Here is a 17,825-nt window from a genome sequence, read left to right as displayed (position 1 = left end):
TTTATAACGAGAAGGGGAATTTCTTCTTCAACTTGAAATCCCCTTTGGGCATCAGTGGCAGTTCGTAACTCAACCTGTCCGACCCATCAAACCGTTTCAAACTGGCATGCACGGTAATCTTGCCCGGACACTGCACCGTGATATTGCCGCCCGCGATTGTGATGTTGGCGCCACCGGCCGTGCTCAGGCTGATGCTCCTGGCTGCGGCCCAGTCGATATGCCCATGCGCACTCATCACCTTGACCTGATCCCGGGCCTGGATCGTGATCGCATCGCTTTGCGCCTGCACATCGATGGCGTGTTGCGCAGCGATCAGTTGCAAACCGATATTGCCCGCACCCGGCTTGACGGCTCCCGCCAGCATCCCGATCGCCTGACCGGTGTGCATTCTCAGCTGATTGCCGGTGATGAATTGGCTATCCTGCCCGCTCATGACCGATACCGTCTCACCATTTGCCAGCTGCAGGTCGCTTCCCGCAACAACGCCCAATCCGGCCCGGGCGGCGATGCCGATGATCGGGGCGGTGCTGTGCGGCACCTTGTCGTCACTGGCACGGGTGTTCTTGTCTTGCGCATCGCTTTTGGCTTGTTCGAAGGTGTCTTTACTGAGCATGCCGCTGGTGGCGGTATAGAGCGCCTGCAGCGGTGCGGCTTGACTATCGAGGATGCTGGCGTTGGCCTTGACCGGGCCCTGATGGACTGCGTAGCCCACCGTCTTGTGGGTGGTGGCAGCGCTGTTGAAGCTTTTTGCCAGCAGCACCGCTTGTTTCAACAACGCTTGCCCGGCACTGTTGTCGCCGGCCGGGTCGCGGCAGCCGGCACTGTGACTGATGCAATAGCTCGACACCAGAATGCCTTGTGCAGCGCGCACGGCACCATAGGCGTCGGTGCGCAATTCGGCCCCGAGCCCGCGAAAGCTGCCGCGGTAATTGTCGGCGCTATGGATCAGATGGCCGAGATTGAGTTCCGACCCCGCATGGGTGGTCTTGAGCTGGATTCTGCCCTGATTATCGGTATCGTCGAACAGCAACTGGTTGTACCCGCTGCCGCCGAATTCCTTGCTGCGAATGCCCCATTGGGCACCTGCATTCTGATGGCCGGCACTGTCCGGGCTGGCACCGTGCCAGGTCGGGCTGTTGCTGCCGGCCAGATTGCCCTGGGCGCTGCTGCGGTGGTCGTTGGCAGCTTCGAAGACGGTAACGTCAGCCAGCGTATCGGCATTGCCGCCCGGCGTCGGGATCACACCGCCTTCGCCCTGGCCGTTGTACAAGGCGCCCAGAATGATCGGGCGGTCGATATCGCCTTCGAGAAACTGCACCAGGACTTCCTGCCCGATGCGCGGCAGGAATTGCACCCCCATGCCGGCACCGGCTGCGCGTTGGGCTACCCGTACCCAGCAGGTGGCGTTGCTATTACTGTTGCTATTACTGTTGCCATTACCGTTACTGCCATTCTGCTGCGCATCCTGCCAGTGGAATTGAATCCGGACCCGGCCCAGCCGGTCGCAATAGATTTCATCGGCCCCGTTGGGACGGGTTTCGCCACTGGCACCCACCACGATGGCGCTTTGGCTGCCGAAGGCGGTAGGACGCGGGTTGTGGCGTAAACCGGTGCCGTCGGCCAGCACCGGACGCCAGACGATATCGGCCCGGATCGCTTCGAAACGGTTGGCGTAGCCCAGCGCCGTGGCTTGCGCAATCACGGTAGCGAGATTGTTATCGTCAGATTCGAATCCGAATCCTGATTCCGATCCGTCCCCGAATCCACCCTCGCCGGCGGTGGCTGACGCAGGCGTTGCGGCAGTGCACGATGCAATGCATTCTTCCAGCAGTTGCGGGATCGGGCCGAACAGTTCGGCGATGCCTTCGGACACATTTTTGGGCAGGTTGTTGACGCCGATGCTGGTGACGCGCAACACCGTGTAGGGCACTGGGGCTGCATTGGCTGCGGCGTTGAGCGGGCCCTGTGTCAAATCGAATGTGGTGCCCGGGCGCAAGGTGCGCACGGTACTGCGCGCATACCAGCGTTTGTTGCGCGCTTCATGCGCTTGCATCTGCAATTGGCCGTAACGCTCGGCTTCGGCACTGTTGGCATACGCATACGGGCCCGGGCTATCGTAGCTTTCCAGCAGCGGCGCTTGCTTGCCGCCAAAGACATGGTGGGTCGGAATGTGGGCCGTCACGGCTGTCTTGGTCTTGTAGTCATACGACAGCAAGGTGATCGCGCCGGCTTGCAGCGTGCGTCTGGCGCTCAGAGCCTGGATGCTGTCCTGTTCTTCACGCGCGGTACCGGCGTGGAAGCGAATCCCGTGGCCGCCCAGCGCATGGCTGCTGGTGGCGTCTTCCGGACAGGCGCTTTTTTGCGTGGTGTCGGCAAACAGGACGATCTGATGGCCGCTGGGGGCGCTGGTGGATTCTTCGATGCGAAAGCTCAGACCTTCTTCGGTCAATAAGCGGCTGACGAAATCGAAATTGCTTTCGCGGTATTGCGCAACATAACTGCGGGTACGGGCAGAAGCCATGAAGGGCGCGACTTCGCTGCTCCATTGCCAGGCGGCGTGGGCGCTGTATTCACGGAAAATCGATTCGATGATGTCGATGACGGTTTTATCTTGCCAGACGCGACTGCTGCGCGATTGCGTCAACAACCAGGGCCAGGGCACCAGCCGCACCCGGTAACGGGCGAATCCGCCTTCGCTGCCCAGCAGTGCAGCTTCATTGATCAGCCCAGTGAAGGCGCACCGCGTGCCGTCCGACAGGGAAATCTGGAGGGTGGCGCTGCGCCCGAGCAGTGTTTTTAACGCTATCCCCGCGTTGGTGCTGAGAACGATGATGTCGCGCGCACCGATGATATGCAAGCCTTCTATCGCAGCGAAGGCTTCGACTTGCAATCCGCTGCTGCCGTAGTTGGTGTTGGTGTTGCTGTTGATGGTCAGTGCGTAGAGCCGTGTCGCGCTGCCGGAGTGCGCAAGTTGCGCGAGTTGCGTTAAGAGTTCTGACATGGGCTGGGAGGAAGACGTTGAAGGAGGAAGGTGCGCGGTTTTTTTGTGTTCTGGTGCAGAGCGGAGCGGGGGAAACCATTTTACAAAAACATGGAGTATCACTATTTTTAATGCATTTTCCGCATGTTATTAATGCTTATGTTAAATATACTCCAGTAAATATAAAATATTTATTGAACGGTTATTTTAGGGTGGGTGCAGATGCCTACGGATGCGCAAATCACCCGATATCACCAGCTGAGATTATTTGGCCTTGCAGGCCGCATCGCTATCCCAGCGCCCGGAGCAAATGCGCAAGCGGCATAATTCGCCTTCGATAAAACCGAGGCTTTTACAGCGCTGGAGTAAAGACGCTGTGCTGTCGCCCATCTGCCGCGCAACGACGTCTTGATTGTGTTGGGTTGATTGGGCGTTTGCCTCAGTGCCGTTGTTGTTGTTCGCCAAGTTGTCTGGCTTAGTGACGGGCACGACATTTTTTGCTGTTTGCTTTGGGTCGCGCTCTGTCGAGTATGCCACCAGGGCCGCGATTAATTTGGTGTCGCTGTCAACCAGGTTGTTGCTTTGACTGGCGGCTTGCTTGCCTGGCTTTGCGGGGTGTTTATCCGCTTTGGCGCTGGTGACGCGATTGACCTGCGGTGCATGCACAACCGCAACCGGCTTTACCGGAGCTGAGGAGGATGACGCTTCAAGTGCGCTCTGGAGTGCTGCTGGTGGAGGCTTGACGCCGGTTTCCAAAACAGTCGTGAGATTATTGTGTCCATCAATTTTTGCGAGTGCGGTGGGTGCGTCTGTGATGATCGTCGCGGCCGCCGACGTGGCTGTTAGGTCGCTCTTGCCAGTATCCGGAAGACTTGCAAGCGGCTGCGACGGTGTGTTGGCACTGGTACCGGCACTGTCCGCGAGTGCCGGTTGGGTATGAATGCCGGCTGGAGCCAAAACCGTAAGCGTATTGTCGAATCCGCTCATCAAGGTCCCTGCAACAGCTATCGCGACCAAACCGAACACAAATGCAAACAATCCCAAACGTCGCCGAACAGGACTTGACGCCGCTTGCGGCGAGCTGCCATGCGACAGCATGCTTAGTATCCGCACGTTTCCCGTGTCGTTTTGGTCAGACGGCGATAAGAGACTTGGCTTGGCCGCGATACGTTTTTGTGGTTCGGATTGCTGCAAAATGCATACTCCTTAAATTATCTAATAAGCAATTTTTGTTTTTCTATGGAAACTTAATAAGTTATACTGGATTGTAACGACATCCATATGGATTAACAATCTACCAAGTTATTTTTCGCAAAAGTTGCGATAAATACGTCATATCAAGGATATTCGTGCTCTTCGTTGTTCTCGCCCTTTATTTTTTGTTGGCTTGCAGTGTGATTTGGCTAGTTTTATTTCCTGCCACGAGAGAGGCGACGCTACGGCTGATCGGTGGCGTCTCAGCGAAAATTGGCGACAGCTTGAGGCGTTGGAAGCAATCGAAAGACAAAGCTCGGAGCCTCGCTTTAGCGTCGCTTAGCGCATCGTTGTTTAGCTGGGCGCGCGGCTTGCGCCGACATTACCTGCTCTGCATTGTTGCAATTTCCCTGATTGCACTTCCTCCCCTCGTCGCTTTGATGCTCAGTAGTAAGTCGATGCTGCAAGGTTTTGAGGATTCTGGACGGGGTGCCAATCTGCAAGTGGCGGAACTTCTCAAGGGTGAACAACTTGCCCCGCCGCCACCATTGCCACCAGATTTTTTCACTACGCAAGAAGTGATGCAGGTGCGCCCGATGCTGGTCAATGCGAGCCGAAACTGGCAGTTGCTTAACAATGATTACGCACAGCGCCTATTGCTGATTTTCAAAATTATGAAAGAAAAACACGGATATGACATGGCCATTATCGAGGGCTATCGCAGCCCTGAGCGCCAGAACATGCTGGCCAACCTCGGCGAGCATGTCACGAAGGCTACGGCTTTTAAGAGTTATCACCAATACGGTCTCGCTGCAGATTGTGCCTTCGTGCGTAACGGGACATTGGTTATCAGCGAAAAAGACTCTTGGGCAATGGAAGGGTATCGCCTGTATGGCGAAGTAGCTGAATCGGTCGGTCTGACTTGGGGCGGCCGTTGGAAGATGATGGATTTCGGCCATACCGAACTGCGCGTGCAAGGCGTGATAAGAAAATAATGTTCATTAAGAAACGTATTGCTTATAACGCGCTTTATAATAAATGTTGCGAATAATCAATGTTGCAAAAAAAAATTAAGGAATTACATGGCACAAGCGTTTATCGTTTTAGGCGACAAGACTTCACACGGCGGCACCGTTGTAGAAGCTTCCGGCCAGACCTTCGCCGGAAATATTGGGGTCGCCCGTGTCGGTGATAAAGTCACCTGCCCAATCCGTGGGCATGGCACTAACGCGATCGCAACCGGGGATGTGACATTGATCATCGATGGGGCCGCCATAGCCCGTGCCGGCGATACAACTGCATGCGGTGCTGTTCTGATTGCGAGTCAAACCGCGACGACTGATTGAGATACGGTCGTCCTATGCGAATTACTGAATTCAAAGACTGCAACTGATGCGCGCTTTGCTAATGCGCGGTCTGTTTATGTGCGCCATTTTCGTCACCGTCTGGATTTTGATGGTGGTGTATTGGCGCAGCACGAACCGCATGCCGACTTCCTCCGAAGTTGTTCTCTATCTACTCGTCCTGCCAGTCAGCTTTTTGTTCGGCCTTTGGCTGATTCGCAAGATGACAGTGGCCATAGCTGCCAGCGCTGCAGCACGTGTCGCAGCTGCCGCCACGCCGCAACCCGATGATGCAAATCCGCCGTCACGCGATGACAAACAGGAGCGGACCTGGACACTGGCAATCCTCGCAAGTGCACTGCGTTCACCGCACGGCGAAAGTTCCGATGAATTGGCGGCCGCGCTGAAATCAAAAGAAGCCCGCCTCGAGCTGGACACTGAACTAACAGACTCCAATGGTTTTCCGGTACGTACTGGACGCATTAGTGACATCGATGGCGACGCGGCGGCAGAAGTGATTGCAGCATGGCTCAACTCTGCAAATATGCCAATACCGGCATGGACCGCTGAACAGTTGCGCGCGCTAGCCATGGGGAGCGACGTCTTGGTGGAACTGGTAAGTCAGGCGCTGACTCACCCATATTTGACTGACTATGTAAATGCAGACACCACGAAACGTAGTTCCATTGAACTACCCGTGCTGCAGTTGCTACCTGTGTTTCCAGATCGCTGGCCAAGCGACGTGCGTAAGACGGTCGCCAGCTGGTTAATGCATCTGATTGAACAGCACGGCTGGCCGACAGAGAAGATTCTGATCAGCCCGATGATGACTAGCAACCGCACCGAGCCGTTCAGTCTGATTGATCGACTGTCTGTCCACTCGCACCGTCAATCGCTGCCCTGCTTCTGCCTGCTAATTGCTTTCGAATCGTTTATCGGCGAAAAAAGCGTCAGCGAGTGGGATGCCGCCGGGCAGTTATTGAAAGGCAAAGGCAGCACAGGGCAAATACCTGGAGAAGGCGCGGCCGGCTTACTACTCGCCGATCAAAACCAGGCAACGCTGATGGACGCCGAATTTCCTGCGACGATCCATCGTGCCGCTCAAGGCCGTCGTGAAAAATCTGCGGATGCAAACGGCCAAGTGAGTGCGGAACTGCTATCTGAATTGGCCCGGGATGCCCTACTGATCGCGGACACAACATCAGACAAAATTACCATGCTGATTACAGACAGCGACCACCGTGGCAGCCGAATGATCGAATTGATGAGCCTAAGCCACGCGGTTTTTCCAGAGCTCGATTTCAACGACCAATGTATGAAAATTGCTGCAGACTGCGGCGCAGCCGGCGCAGTGTCAAGTCTTACTGCTCTTGCGCTTGCGCACCACGAGGCGACCGCAAATACGACTTTTATTTTGTGTGCCAGTAATCAGGATGCCTTCGATCGCAGCACTGTAGTCGTAGGCCCGTTCATCAAGGCCACGATTGATACGCAAATAACTGCATTAAATATTCATTAAACTCAACCTAAAACCACGTCTCCCTTATGCAAAGAATTTGGCAATTCCTCACTGACACGCGCACATTGGTTATCATCGGTTTCGCGGCACTTGCCGCGTTCCTGTTTCTCGGTGCCCGCGCGTTACAAATCACCGCGATCTGGGTCGCGATCATCCTACTTGCGGCACTCGTAGCGTGGTTAACGTTCTGGCTATTCAAACGCTGGCGTGCCGGGCAGGCATCACAGCAGTTTGGAGACATGCTGGAGCGGCAAGCCGACAAGACATCATCGAAGACCGACAGCATCAAGCGCGATGAAGTCGAAGCGGTACGCAAGCGCATGCTGGAAGCGATTACAACGATCAAGAATTCGAAGCTTGGCCTTACCTCCGGTGCGTCAGCGCTATATGAGTTGCCTTGGTATATGGTAATCGGCAATCCTGCCGCCGGCAAAAGCACAGCCATCACCAACTCAGGTTTGCAATTTCCGTTTGCGAATAAGAATGGCAAGATCATTCAAGGTATTGGCGGCACACGCAACTGCGACTGGTTCTTTACGACCGACGGCATTCTGCTCGATACTGCAGGCCGATATTCAGTGTACGACGAGGATCGTGAAGAATGGTTCAGCTTCCTGAGCCTGCTCAAAAAACATCGCAAGCAAGCACCGATCAATGGCATCATCATCGCGGTCAGTATTGCGGAATTGACTGGTAATCGACCTGAATTCGGCATTAATCTGGCAAAGAGTCTGCGCCAGCGTGTCCAGGAACTCACCGAACGGCTTGAAGTATTTGCGCCTGTCTATGTGATGTTTACCAAGGCAGACTTGATCACCGGCTTCAATGAATTTTTCCTTGACAGCGAACGCACCGAAAGAGATCGAGTCTGGGGCGCGACACTGCCATATAACCGCAACAATACAGGCCAGGAAGTTTTGAGCTTCTTCGACGCTCGCTTCGATGAACTGTATGACGGCTTGAAGGAAATGAGTCTGGCCAGCATGGCCATGAATCGAGGAGAGCGCATGGCGCCTGGCGTGCTAACTTTTCCTCTCGAGTTCTCGTCGCTCAAAGGCGTATTGCGCTCGTTTGTCGCCACGCTGTTTGAGGAAAATCCATTTCAATTCAAACCGGTGTTCCGCGGTTTTTATTTCACCAGCGCATTGCAGGAAGGTACAGCCGTCAGCGCGTCGTCACAGCGCATCGCTGATCGTTTCGGCTTGAAACTGCAGCCGCAGGAGCAACCTGAAATTTATTCCAAGCACGGATTCTTCCTACTGAATTTATTCAAACAAGTTATTTTCGCCGACAAGCAATTAGTATCTCAATACGCAAGTCCGAACAAGACGAAGCTGCGTTATGCCGCCTTCTTCGCGGCAACAGCGTTCGTTGGGTTGGCGCTGGGCGGATGGAGCTGGTCGTATATCGGCAACAAACAATTGGTCGCCAATGTCCAGGCTGATCTGGATAAAATTGTGAAGTTGCAAGATAAACGTCTCGACTTGCAATCCCGCTTTGAAGCGTTGGAAATCCTACAGGATCGTATAGAGCAGCTCGATAAATTTCACACCGACCGACCGCTGTCGGTCGGTCTGGGGCTCTATCAAGGGGATTTGTTGGAGCGCAAACTGCGCGAGGAATATTACTCAGGTATTAAAGAAGTAATGCTGAAACCGGTTGCCGCCAATATTGAAGCCTTTCTGGCTGAAGTTAATAGCGGCACAGACAAACTAGAACCGATGACACAACCGCCGCAGTTTGCGGGAGTGTCGGTTTCTGGAAGCACATCTGACACTCGTTTGGCAGCTGGCAATAGTGCCCATCCATATAAGGATGTATCGCCTGCCAGCGTGGAAGATGCCTATAACGCGCTCAAGACCTATCTGATGCTGAGCGACAAGTCGCGCGCCGAAACCAGTCACCTTAACGATCAATTGGCGCGCTTCTGGCGTGGCTGGCTTGAGAGTCATCGGGGTACGATGCCACGCGAACAAATGATTCGCAGTGCCGAGCGCTTGATAAGTTTCTCGCTGGGACAAATCAACGATCCGTCGTGGCCCACGATGGATCGCAAACTATCGCTGGTTGATCAAACACGCGAAAATCTGCGCCGCGTGGTGCGCGGTATGCCGGCGCGTGACCGTGTGTATGCTGATGTCAAGGCGCGTGCATCAACCCGTTTCCCAAGCATGACAGTAGCCCGTATTGTCGGCGATCAGGATAAGGGGTTGATAGTCGGTAGTTATGCGATTTCAGGAACATTCACTCGTGATGCATGGGAAAAATTCGTTGAAAATGCCTTCAAGGAAGCTGCAAATAAAGAACTACAAAGCGCCGATTGGGTTTTAAAAACCGCATCCAAGGACGACCTGACTTTGGAAGGTAGCCCAGAGCAAATCCAGAAAGCATTGGTCAACCAGTACAAGACTGAATATGCAAAGGAATGGCAGAAGTTCGTGCAGGGCGTGGCAGTAGCTGATTTGAATGGGTTCGATATTGCCGTGACGGCAATGAACCGCCTTGGCGATCCATTGACGTCCCCGATCAACAAGTTGGTCAACGCGGTGTATCAGGAAACGTCTTGGGACAACCCGTCGCTAGTTAATGCAGGCTTGTTGCGCGCCCAGCGCGGTTTCATCGGCTGGTTCAAGGAAGCGATCCTGCGGCAGACGCCAATACCTGTCAACGTCAACATGGCCGCGCCCACCGGTGATATTCCTATGGGACCGGTCGGCAAAGAGTTCGCAGGTGTAGCCAAACTTGTTGTCAGCAAGGATAAGGAATCATCGTTGATGCGCGGCTACATGGAATCCTTGTCCAAGCTGCGCACGCGTTTTAATCTCATTAAAAATCAAGGTGACACAGGGCCCGGCGCAAAACAATTGATGCAGCAAACACTCGAAGGCAGCAGCTCCGAGTTGTCCGATGCATTGAAATATGTTGATGAGCAAATGCTGACTGGCATGACCGATTCACAAAAACTGTCGATCCGACCGCTGCTGGTGCGGCCGCTGATACAGGCGTTCACAGTCATCATTAAACCGACCGAAAATGAAATGAACAAGGTCTGGCTGGCACAAGTGTACGAACCTTTCCAGAAAACTCTGGCCGGAAAGTATCCGTTCACAGCGGATTCAAAGATTGAGGCAAACAATGCCGAAATCGGCGCAATCTTCGGTGCTGACGGTGCAATCGCGAAATTTGTCACAACATCAATGGGGCCACTGGTGATTCGGCGCGGCGATATGCTTGCACCGAAGACATGGGCGAACATGGGTATCAATCTGTCGCCAGTTGTCGTCAGTAATTTCGCCGGCTGGGTCACCCCGCAAGGTGCAGCAGGGTCGGCAGCACCAACTGGTGGAACAGCCGATTCGCAGTCCGTATTCCAGATTCAGCCCTTACCTGCTCCCGGCACGTTGGAATATACGATTGAAATCGACGGGCAGCAACTGCGTTACCGCAATACACAGACACAATGGACCAACTTTATTTGGCCTAATCCTCAGGGCATACCCGGCGCGCGCGTAACCGCTGTTACCTTCGACGGTCGCACCGTTGAAGTCGCCAATCAGCCAGGCCGATTCGGACTTGAACGGCTCATCAATTCTGCTACCCGCAAGCGCAAGGCCGGCGGCGTTTTTGAACTGAACTGGGTCGGTGGCGGCGCCTCGGTGTCGGTTGATCTGAAAATCATCAGCAGCCCCCAAGTATCAGGCGCCACCTCCGAGGCAGGAACCACACCAAGCTTGCGCGGCATGAAATTACCTGAATCGATTGCCGGTGGCGCGTCTGCACCTGTTGTTCAGACGGCCGCTACCACCATCACCGTTCCCAATTCTGCGATTGCAGATGCAATCGCGCCAGTAGTACCACGCGCATCTGGAGTGGCCCAATGAGTAGCATCGCAACACAAACCAAAGTTGGCTATTTCGGAAAAATTCCCTCACACGGAGACTTCATCAAGGCGACTGACAATATCGCGTTGATCACCTTGCTGGATAACTGGTTGGCGCAGTCGATGGATCTGCTATCTGCAGATCCCCGCTGGAAAATTATTTACGACGACGTCAAGCCATTGCATTTTGCTTTCATGGGCCCAAGAAGCGTGCGGTCTATTGCAGGCCATCTGTTCGCTAGCTCCGACCAGGCACAACGACGGTTTCCATTTATATCAATGAGCGCAGTGGATATCGATGAACCCTACGAATTCGTCAAACGCAGTCCGATGATACTGTCGCGCCTATGGACTCGGCTTGAACTATTGACAGAAGATTTAATGACTGCAAACGATCCAACAACGTCGCTACAAAATCTGGCAACAGCGGTGGTCGCTCTTGAACTCAACACAGTAGCCTATGATGCCGCATTTTCTGATTTCCTCGATATGCAAACCATCGGTGCGCTGGATGCGCTGTTGATGCAATCAGGCTTCAAAGGAACCTCACGGCAACTGCTTTTAGCGCTCGGTTTGTTGCTGCAACCTGTGATGGCAAGCAGTTCCAGTCGCCTGGAAAAAAGTCTTATTCTCCCGCTGCCAAACGATCCGGTGTACCGCTATTTAGTCGCTACATTCTGGATGCATCTGATCACGCCGTTCTTGCACCGCGCCGATTTTGAGCTTGCCATGTTTTTCACACGAATAGAGAACAAGCCCAGTATGGTTCTCGGCTTCAGCGGGGCATCCGCCCGTACGCTACAAGCGATCATCAATCCACAAATTGGTGCCGAGCATCATATTGCATTCGAAGACGCCGACTGGATCGAGGACCAGCTTGACACCGATTATGGCGTCAAAAAATTATCCAGCTATCTGTCGCAACCTAACCTGTCCTTGAAATCCGCTCACGATTCGTTTCGTGAAGCGTTTATTGGAGCCTAACGCCATGCGTTGCTTGTGTATCACTCTGTACTTCATCTCCGCCCTTGGATGGGCACAAAATGTTACCCCGCCTGTTGCAACACCCAATCCGGGGCAGGTTCTTATAACTGGTACGGTACCCGACGAAGCCAGTAAAGCCAGCGTACTCGTGCGTTTGCGCGAATTATATGGAGCGGACAAAGTGGTCGACCAGATCGCCATCGGTTCCGTCGTGTTGCCGTCGAACTGGAATGGTTATGTCCAAAAATTAATCAACCCGAACCTAAAGCTCATCAGCCGCGGCCAGTTGAAAATCGATGGCAATGCCGTGAGCGTGCGCGGCGAAGTCGCCAACGAAGCGCAACGTCAGCAAATCGCCAGCGAGATCGCCACCAATCTCAATCCGACCTATACCGTCAACAACGGCTTGCGCGTGTCCGCGTCCGTATCCGAACAAAGTGTTCTGGATAATACGCTCGCGAACCGCATTGTCGAGTTCGAAAGTGGCCAGACTACGCTCACTCCAGCGGGGAAAGCCATCCTGGATGAGATGGCTGTCGCGTTACAAAAATTCAAGGGAAAGAAAGTGGAAATCATCGGCCACACCGACGGCAGTGGTCTGCGCGCGAGCAATCTAGCGTTGAGCCAAGCACGCGCCGATGCGGTTAAAGTTTATCTCAATAATAAAGGTATCAACGAAGGCTTGCTGTCCACATCCGGGCAAGGGCCGGATCGTCCGGTCGCAAGCAATGATTCATCCAGTGGACGCGCGCGTAATCGGCGCATTGAATTCAGGATCGCGCAGTAAATTTTTTCCGCGCGATCCTGGCGTCCGTCAGTGATCGTCGGACCCAGCGATTTGCAAGCCCAGTAACTCTTCGACGTGCGCCAGAGAAGCACTGTCTTTGATGACTGTCCGGAGCCAAGCATGCAAAGGTAAATCGCCCCAATTCGCCGCTTTTTCTGCGAGATAAGCGACGGGGCTATGCGGCTCGGTATGTCTGAAAAATTCCGCGACTGCTCGCAGTTGCGCAAGTGCCTGTGCGCGGGTCTGGATTGGACCATTGGACGCTGTATGTGCGGGTGCATGGCCCGCACCTGAGTCGGTAGGTAGTGATTCAGCATTTTGCGTCTTGATCCCGGCGTCCGCAGCAAAGCGCTCGATGGTTATTATCACATTACCCAACGCTTCTTTGGCAGCGGAAAACCCCGGCCCATCAACGCCCAATCGTACATCGACCGATTTTTCCATTTGGAGCAATGCGGCCAGACAGTAATGCGAATCCACCAGCAGCTCTTCATAAAATCCGCGCGAACTTTTACGTCGTGTCGCTTCGAAGGTCGCCAACTTTAGCCCCTCCTCAGGCGTACCGCCTTCTGCGGCTATTTTTTCAGCATGCGCAGCCCGCGTACGTGCCGACTCAAAATCGGCGCTTGAGAACGACGTGCCTTTGCCTTCCGTGATCGGCATTTCATGGATTAATTGCACCGAGCGAGAGAGCAGCCAGCTCAGATTACCGATTTTTCTTTCCTGATCACCATCTTCCGCCAGCGGATAGAGATTTTCCCAAAAATTGTCGCACAGTCCACTAATCAAGCTGTAGCCATCGCCAAGACCCCGAAATTTTTTTATCTTGGCACTGGCTTCCGCAAACCAGACGGCGAGACGCAAATCCTTACTTTTTAAAGTAAGTAATGATGTGCAGTGTTGCACCACAAAGTTCCAGTCGGCCTCTTTGAGTGCGGTTACCCATTCGCCTTGATCGAGCGTAGGGTCGTCAAAACGACGCGCCTCCGCAATCGCATCAAGGTCTGCGGAAAATGATAAATCGTCGCCACAAGGTTGTGAATCACTAATTGGATTAAATTGTTGGCTGACCGCGGGCATAGTTACGCTGACTCCTGAAATTTAATTAAATAAAGTAAACCCCCGGCTTTGCCGGTGGACTCACCAAGGATTGACCTTTACGTTGGTCGCTCCGAAACTTCTGTCTCTATCAAAAGAAAAAGTTTTCATGTGAAAGAGTATCAAAGTTTGAGTCATACCAAGTGGGGCTACAAATATCACACTCCGTGTCTGTCGGCGGTTTTTTTTCGCCACAACTGGTCAATGCATGAATGTAAATCGTCCTTCATGCACACCGACTTTGATTACATCCTTAGGGCCAAACTGCCCCTGCAATATCAGTTTCGAGAGCGGATTCTCGATTTCATGCTGAATGGCACGTTTCAGTGGCCGTGCGCCATACACCGGATCAAAGCCCGCTTCCGCAATTTTCTGCAATGCTTCGTCAGAGATGTCGAGCGCCATTTCGATACTCGCTAGCCGCTGCTCCAGAATTTTCAGCTGGATTTTGGCGATGGCGCCGATATTCTTCTCATCGAGCGCATGGAATACCACGATTTCATCGATACGATTGATGAATTCCGGACGGAAATGCGCTCTCACTTCCGCCATTACCTCCATTTTTACCAATGCCGGATCACTGCCCTCCATCGCCTGAATTTTATGGGAACCCAAGTTGGAAGTCATCACGATTACCGTATTCTTGAAGTCTACGGTACGCCCATGACCATCCGTCATACGGCCATCGTCGAGCACTTGCAATAGCACATTAAATACGTCGTGATGCGCTTTTTCAATTTCATCGAGCAAGATCACGCTATACGGTTTGCGCCGTACAGCTTCTGTCAGATAACCGCCTTCGTCGTAACCGACGTAGCCTGGCGGCGCGCCAATCAGGCGCGCTACCGAATGTTTTTCCATGAATTCACTCATGTCGATACGAATCATCGATTCTTCGGTATCGAACAGAAATGTAGCCAGCGCCTTGCACAACTCGGTCTTGCCGACACCTGTCGGGCCGAGGAACATAAACGAACCGTAGGGACGATTCGGGTCGCCCAGACCGGCACGCGAACGCCGGATCGCATCCGACACGGCAACAATTGCTTCATGCTGTCCCACCACGCGCTGATGCAAGGCATCTTCCATGTGCAGTAGTTTTTCGCGTTCGCCCTGCATCATTTTCGCGACTGGAATGCCGGTCGCGCGCGACACCACTTCAGCGATTTCTTCCGCGCCAACTTGGGTACGCAACAATCTCGGCTTGCCTGTAACCAACTTATCGACTTGCGCATCTTGCTGCGTCTGCTCTTCCAGCGCTTTTTCCAGTTCCAGCAATTTACCGTATTTCAACTCCGAAACTTTCTGCCAGTCGCTCTGGCGAGTCGCCTCTTCCATCTGCAAGCGAGTTTTCTCGATCTCTTCCTTAATATGGGTACTCCCCTGCATACTAGCCTTTTCCGCTTTTAATATCTCTTCAAAGTCAGCATACTCCCGCTCAAGCTTAAGAATTTCATCCTGGATCAGACCTAGACGTTTAAGTGATGCTTCGTCTTTTTCTTTCTTGACCGCTTCACGCTCGATTTTCAGCTGGATGATCCGGCGGTCAAGCTTGTCCATTACTTCCGGCTTGGAATCGCCTTCGATCTTGATCTTGGACGCTGCCTCGTCGATCAGATCGATTGCCTTGTCCGGCAGGAAGCGATCGGTGATGTAGCGATGCGATAGCTCCGCTGCAGCGACGATGGCCAGGTCGGTGATTTCAACCCCGTGATGCACTTCGTACTTTCCTTTCAAGCCGCGCAAGATGGCGATGGTCGCCTCCACGCTGGGCTCATCCACCAGAACCTTCTGGAAACGCCGTTCCAGTGCGGCATCTTTTTCAACATACTTGCGGTATTCATCCAGAGTGGTGGCGCCAACGCAATGCAACTCGCCGCGCGCCAGGGCAGGTTTCAGCATATTGCCGGCATCCATTGCACCTTCGGCCTTGCCGGCACCCACCATGGTGTGCAGTTCGTCAATGAACACGATGGTCTGGCCTTCATCCTGCGCCAACTCCTTAAGGACCGATTTCAACCGTTCTTCAAATTCGCCGCGATATTTCGCGCCGGCGACCAAGGCCGCCATATCGAGTGAAAGTACGCGCTTGTTCTTCAGGCTATCGGGCACTTCGCCATTGACGATGCGCTGCGCCAAACCTTCCACAATGGCAGTTTTACCCACGCCCGGCTCACCAATCAAAACAGGATTGTTCTTGGTGCGGCGTTGCAGCACCTGAATGGCGCGGCGAATTTCGTCATCGCGCCCGATCACCGGATCAAGCTTGCCCATCTTGGCGCGCTCGGTTAGATCCACCGTATATTTCTTGAGTGCTTCGCGCTGCCCTTCTGCTTCCTGCGAATTCACGTTGGCGCCACCGCGCACCGCAGTAATCGCAGCTTCCAATGCCTTGCGTGTCAAGCCGTTCTCACGCGACAACTTACCGGCATCCGATTTGTCATCCACCATCGCCAGCAGCACCATTTCACTTGCGATGAACTGATCGCCGCGTTTTTGTGCTTCCTTATCAGCCAAGTTAAGCAAAGAGCCGAGCTCACGCCCGACCTGCATTTCGCCCCCGGTGCCGCTTACTTTCGCCAAACGGTCGATTGACCCTTTCAGTGCGGCTGAAAGTCTACCGATATTCACCCCAGCCCGCTGCATCAGGGAGCGCGCGCCGCCGTCGTCCTGATCCAACAAGGCCGCTAACAAATGTACCGGTTCAATATATTGGTTATCGTTACCCACCGCCAGACTTTGGGCATTTGCAAGGGCTTCTTGCAATTTTGTCGTCCATTTATCAGCACGCATATGTACTCCAATCATGTATATAGGGTGAAATAAGGCTAAAAAATGTATTTTCAAGCACGATAACGTGCACCTATTTTCTTATCAACTTTGATAATAGGACGCCGCTGTATTGCTGGCATTGTTATATGACAAATCGCAAGAGCCATACAAAACAAACCGAATGTGGTGTTTCTCTGGACGAAAAAAAACCCCGGCAAGCCGGGGTTTTTTCTATCTCGCTGTATTCAGCGTTAGATAGGCTGAATGTTCGAAGCTTGCTTGCCTTTAGGGCCAGCAGTTACTTCGAAAGACACACGTTGGTTCTCTTGCAGAGACTTGAAGCCATTCGATTGAATCGCTGAAAAGTGAGCGAACAAATCTTCTCCGCCTTCATCAGGTGTGATGAAGCCGAAGCCTTTAGAATCATTGAACCATTTTACGATACCAGTTGCCATTGCAATTCCTATTTCAGTTAAGTTGGGCATATACCCGTTAAATCGTTTGAAGCAAGAAAGGAATGACAGACTAATACTGCACTACTCGCTCGAATCTCAACGATTGAGGAATTATACTCTATAAGTTTTAAAAAAACCTAGCAGCCTGATTTTGTTTAAGCACCGTCACAAAATACCCGCACTTAAAACCTTGCATTCACAGCAAATAAACATGGCGCGATAGAGCAACTTGGATCATGTAGAAGCAGATGAAGCGTTTATACGTTGAACGCAAAAAAGCCGTTAGTGATTCGCATCACTAACGGCTTTAAATACTGGTGCGGCTGGCAGGAATCGAACCCACGACCCCTTGGTTCGTAGCCAAGTACTCTATCCAGCTGAGCTACAGCCGCGAAAAAATAAATTATAGCATGATATTTTCGATTGAAAGAACTATGTTTCGCGAACACTTTCAACTTTAAACATTCTGCTACCGTTTATTCTGAAAACAAAAACATGCTGAATAAAATCATGTCATTGCAAAAATAAATAAAAATTGATTGGCGCTTGCCAATCAATTTTCCAATGCTGGTGCGGCTGGCAGGAATCGAACCCACGACCCCTTGGTTCGTAGCCAAGTACTCTATCCAGCTGAGCTACAGCCGCAATACCTTTGAAGCCGGAGGAAATTGACGAAATATTTCCTTTCCTCCGAGCTATTGATAGTATTAAATTTCTTCCTATCTCAAAGAGAGCCCGCATGTTAACACATGAGAGATAGCAAGAAAAGTCTGAAATGAAAATTTTGTTAGACCACAGCAATCCCTTTGATGC

General features: G+C 52.8%; 11 protein-coding genes and 2 tRNA genes. 6 read left to right on the top strand and 7 right to left on the bottom strand.

What is annotated here, in order from left to right:
• Position 1: 1 nt before the first annotated feature.
• Positions 2–3,001: a type VI secretion system Vgr family protein gene (locus FKCLFG_RS06675; protein ID WP_472615434.1), complete on the bottom strand. Its 3,000-nt coding sequence runs from the start codon at positions 2,999–3,001 to the stop codon at positions 2–4.
• A gap of 243 nt (positions 3,002–3,244) precedes the next feature.
• Entirely contained in the window at positions 3,245–4,174 is a 930-nt protein-coding gene (locus FKCLFG_RS06670; protein ID WP_472615433.1) for a hypothetical protein, read from the bottom strand.
• 155 nt (positions 4,175–4,329) lie between these two features.
• Here FKCLFG_RS06670 and FKCLFG_RS06665 point away from each other — a divergent pair, with 155 nt between their 5' ends.
• The 6 genes from FKCLFG_RS06665 to FKCLFG_RS06640 all read left to right on the top strand — a co-directional run bounded on the left by FKCLFG_RS06665 (position 4,330) and on the right by FKCLFG_RS06640 (position 12,687).
• Positions 4,330–5,169 carry a M15 family metallopeptidase gene (locus tag FKCLFG_RS06665; protein WP_472615432.1) on the top strand — a complete coding sequence of 280 codons (840 nt, stop codon included), beginning with the start codon at positions 4,330–4,332 and terminating at the stop codon, positions 5,167–5,169.
• Between the two features lie 87 nt (positions 5,170–5,256).
• Positions 5,257–5,520, top strand: a complete 264-nt coding sequence (locus FKCLFG_RS06660) for a PAAR domain-containing protein (RefSeq protein ID WP_472615431.1) — start codon at positions 5,257–5,259, stop codon at positions 5,518–5,520.
• 46 nt (positions 5,521–5,566) lie between these two features.
• A complete protein-coding gene (locus tag FKCLFG_RS06655; protein WP_472615430.1) occupies positions 5,567–7,036 on the top strand; it encodes a hypothetical protein in 1,470 nt (489 codons plus the stop codon).
• 26 nt (positions 7,037–7,062) lie between these two features.
• Positions 7,063–10,917, top strand: coding sequence for a type VI secretion system membrane subunit TssM (gene tssM / locus FKCLFG_RS06650; RefSeq protein ID WP_472615429.1), 3,855 nt, complete (start codon positions 7,063–7,065; stop codon positions 10,915–10,917).
• A complete protein-coding gene (gene tagF, locus FKCLFG_RS06645) occupies positions 10,914–11,900 on the top strand; it encodes a type VI secretion system-associated protein TagF (RefSeq protein ID WP_472615428.1) in 987 nt (328 codons plus the stop codon). Before tssM ends, tagF begins: the two co-directional genes overlap by 4 nt.
• A gap of 4 nt (positions 11,901–11,904) precedes the next feature.
• Positions 11,905–12,687 (top strand): OmpA family protein, encoded by a 783-nt coding sequence (locus tag FKCLFG_RS06640; RefSeq protein ID WP_472615807.1) that lies wholly within the window; start codon positions 11,905–11,907, stop codon positions 12,685–12,687.
• A 27-nt stretch (positions 12,688–12,714) separates the two neighbouring features.
• Here the strand turns inward: FKCLFG_RS06640 and tssA are convergent, their stop codons facing one another.
• The 5 genes from tssA to FKCLFG_RS06615 form a co-directional block, all read right to left on the bottom strand.
• A complete protein-coding gene (gene tssA, locus FKCLFG_RS06635) occupies positions 12,715–13,767 on the bottom strand; it encodes a type VI secretion system protein TssA (protein WP_472615427.1) in 1,053 nt (350 codons plus the stop codon).
• A gap of 219 nt (positions 13,768–13,986) precedes the next feature.
• On the bottom strand, positions 13,987–16,578 hold the full coding sequence (clpB, locus tag FKCLFG_RS06630; protein WP_472615426.1) for an ATP-dependent chaperone ClpB: 2,592 nt from the start codon (positions 16,576–16,578) through the stop codon (positions 13,987–13,989).
• Positions 16,579–16,808: 230 nt separating this feature from the next.
• Positions 16,809–17,012, bottom strand: a complete 204-nt coding sequence (locus FKCLFG_RS06625) for a cold-shock protein (protein ID WP_010398811.1) — start codon at positions 17,010–17,012, stop codon at positions 16,809–16,811.
• Between the two features lie 315 nt (positions 17,013–17,327).
• Positions 17,328–17,404: transfer RNA gene (locus tag FKCLFG_RS06620), tRNA-Arg, on the bottom strand.
• 176 nt (positions 17,405–17,580) lie between these two features.
• Positions 17,581–17,657: transfer RNA gene (locus FKCLFG_RS06615), tRNA-Arg, on the bottom strand.
• Positions 17,658–17,825: the final 168 nt, after the last annotated feature.

The organism is Gelidimonas denitrificans, assembly GCF_055694065.1.
The sequence above is the reverse complement of the archived record's forward strand: the minus strand, read 5'-3'. Positions and strand labels throughout refer to the sequence as shown.

Bases quoted from the DNA above. Each gene is read 5' to 3' on its own strand.
- FKCLFG_RS06675 (WP_472615434.1), bottom strand. From the start codon at position 3,001: ATGTCAGAACTCTTAACGCAACTCGCGCAACTTGCGCACTCCGGCAGC.
- FKCLFG_RS06660 (WP_472615431.1), top strand. From the start codon at position 5,257: ATGGCACAAGCGTTTATCGTTTTAGGCGACAAGACTTCACACGGCGGC.
- FKCLFG_RS06655 (WP_472615430.1), top strand. From the start codon at position 5,567: ATGCGCGCTTTGCTAATGCGCGGTCTGTTTATGTGCGCCATTTTCGTC.
- tssM (WP_472615429.1), top strand. From the start codon at position 7,063: ATGCAAAGAATTTGGCAATTCCTCACTGACACGCGCACATTGGTTATC.
- tagF (WP_472615428.1), top strand. From the start codon at position 10,914: ATGAGTAGCATCGCAACACAAACCAAAGTTGGCTATTTCGGAAAAATT.
- FKCLFG_RS06640 (WP_472615807.1), top strand. From the start codon at position 11,905: ATGCGTTGCTTGTGTATCACTCTGTACTTCATCTCCGCCCTTGGATGG.
- tssA (WP_472615427.1), bottom strand. From the start codon at position 13,767: ATGCCCGCGGTCAGCCAACAATTTAATCCAATTAGTGATTCACAACCT.
- clpB (WP_472615426.1), bottom strand. From the start codon at position 16,578: ATGCGTGCTGATAAATGGACGACAAAATTGCAAGAAGCCCTTGCAAAT.
- FKCLFG_RS06625 (WP_010398811.1), bottom strand. From the start codon at position 17,012: ATGGCAACTGGTATCGTAAAATGGTTCAATGATTCTAAAGGCTTCGGC.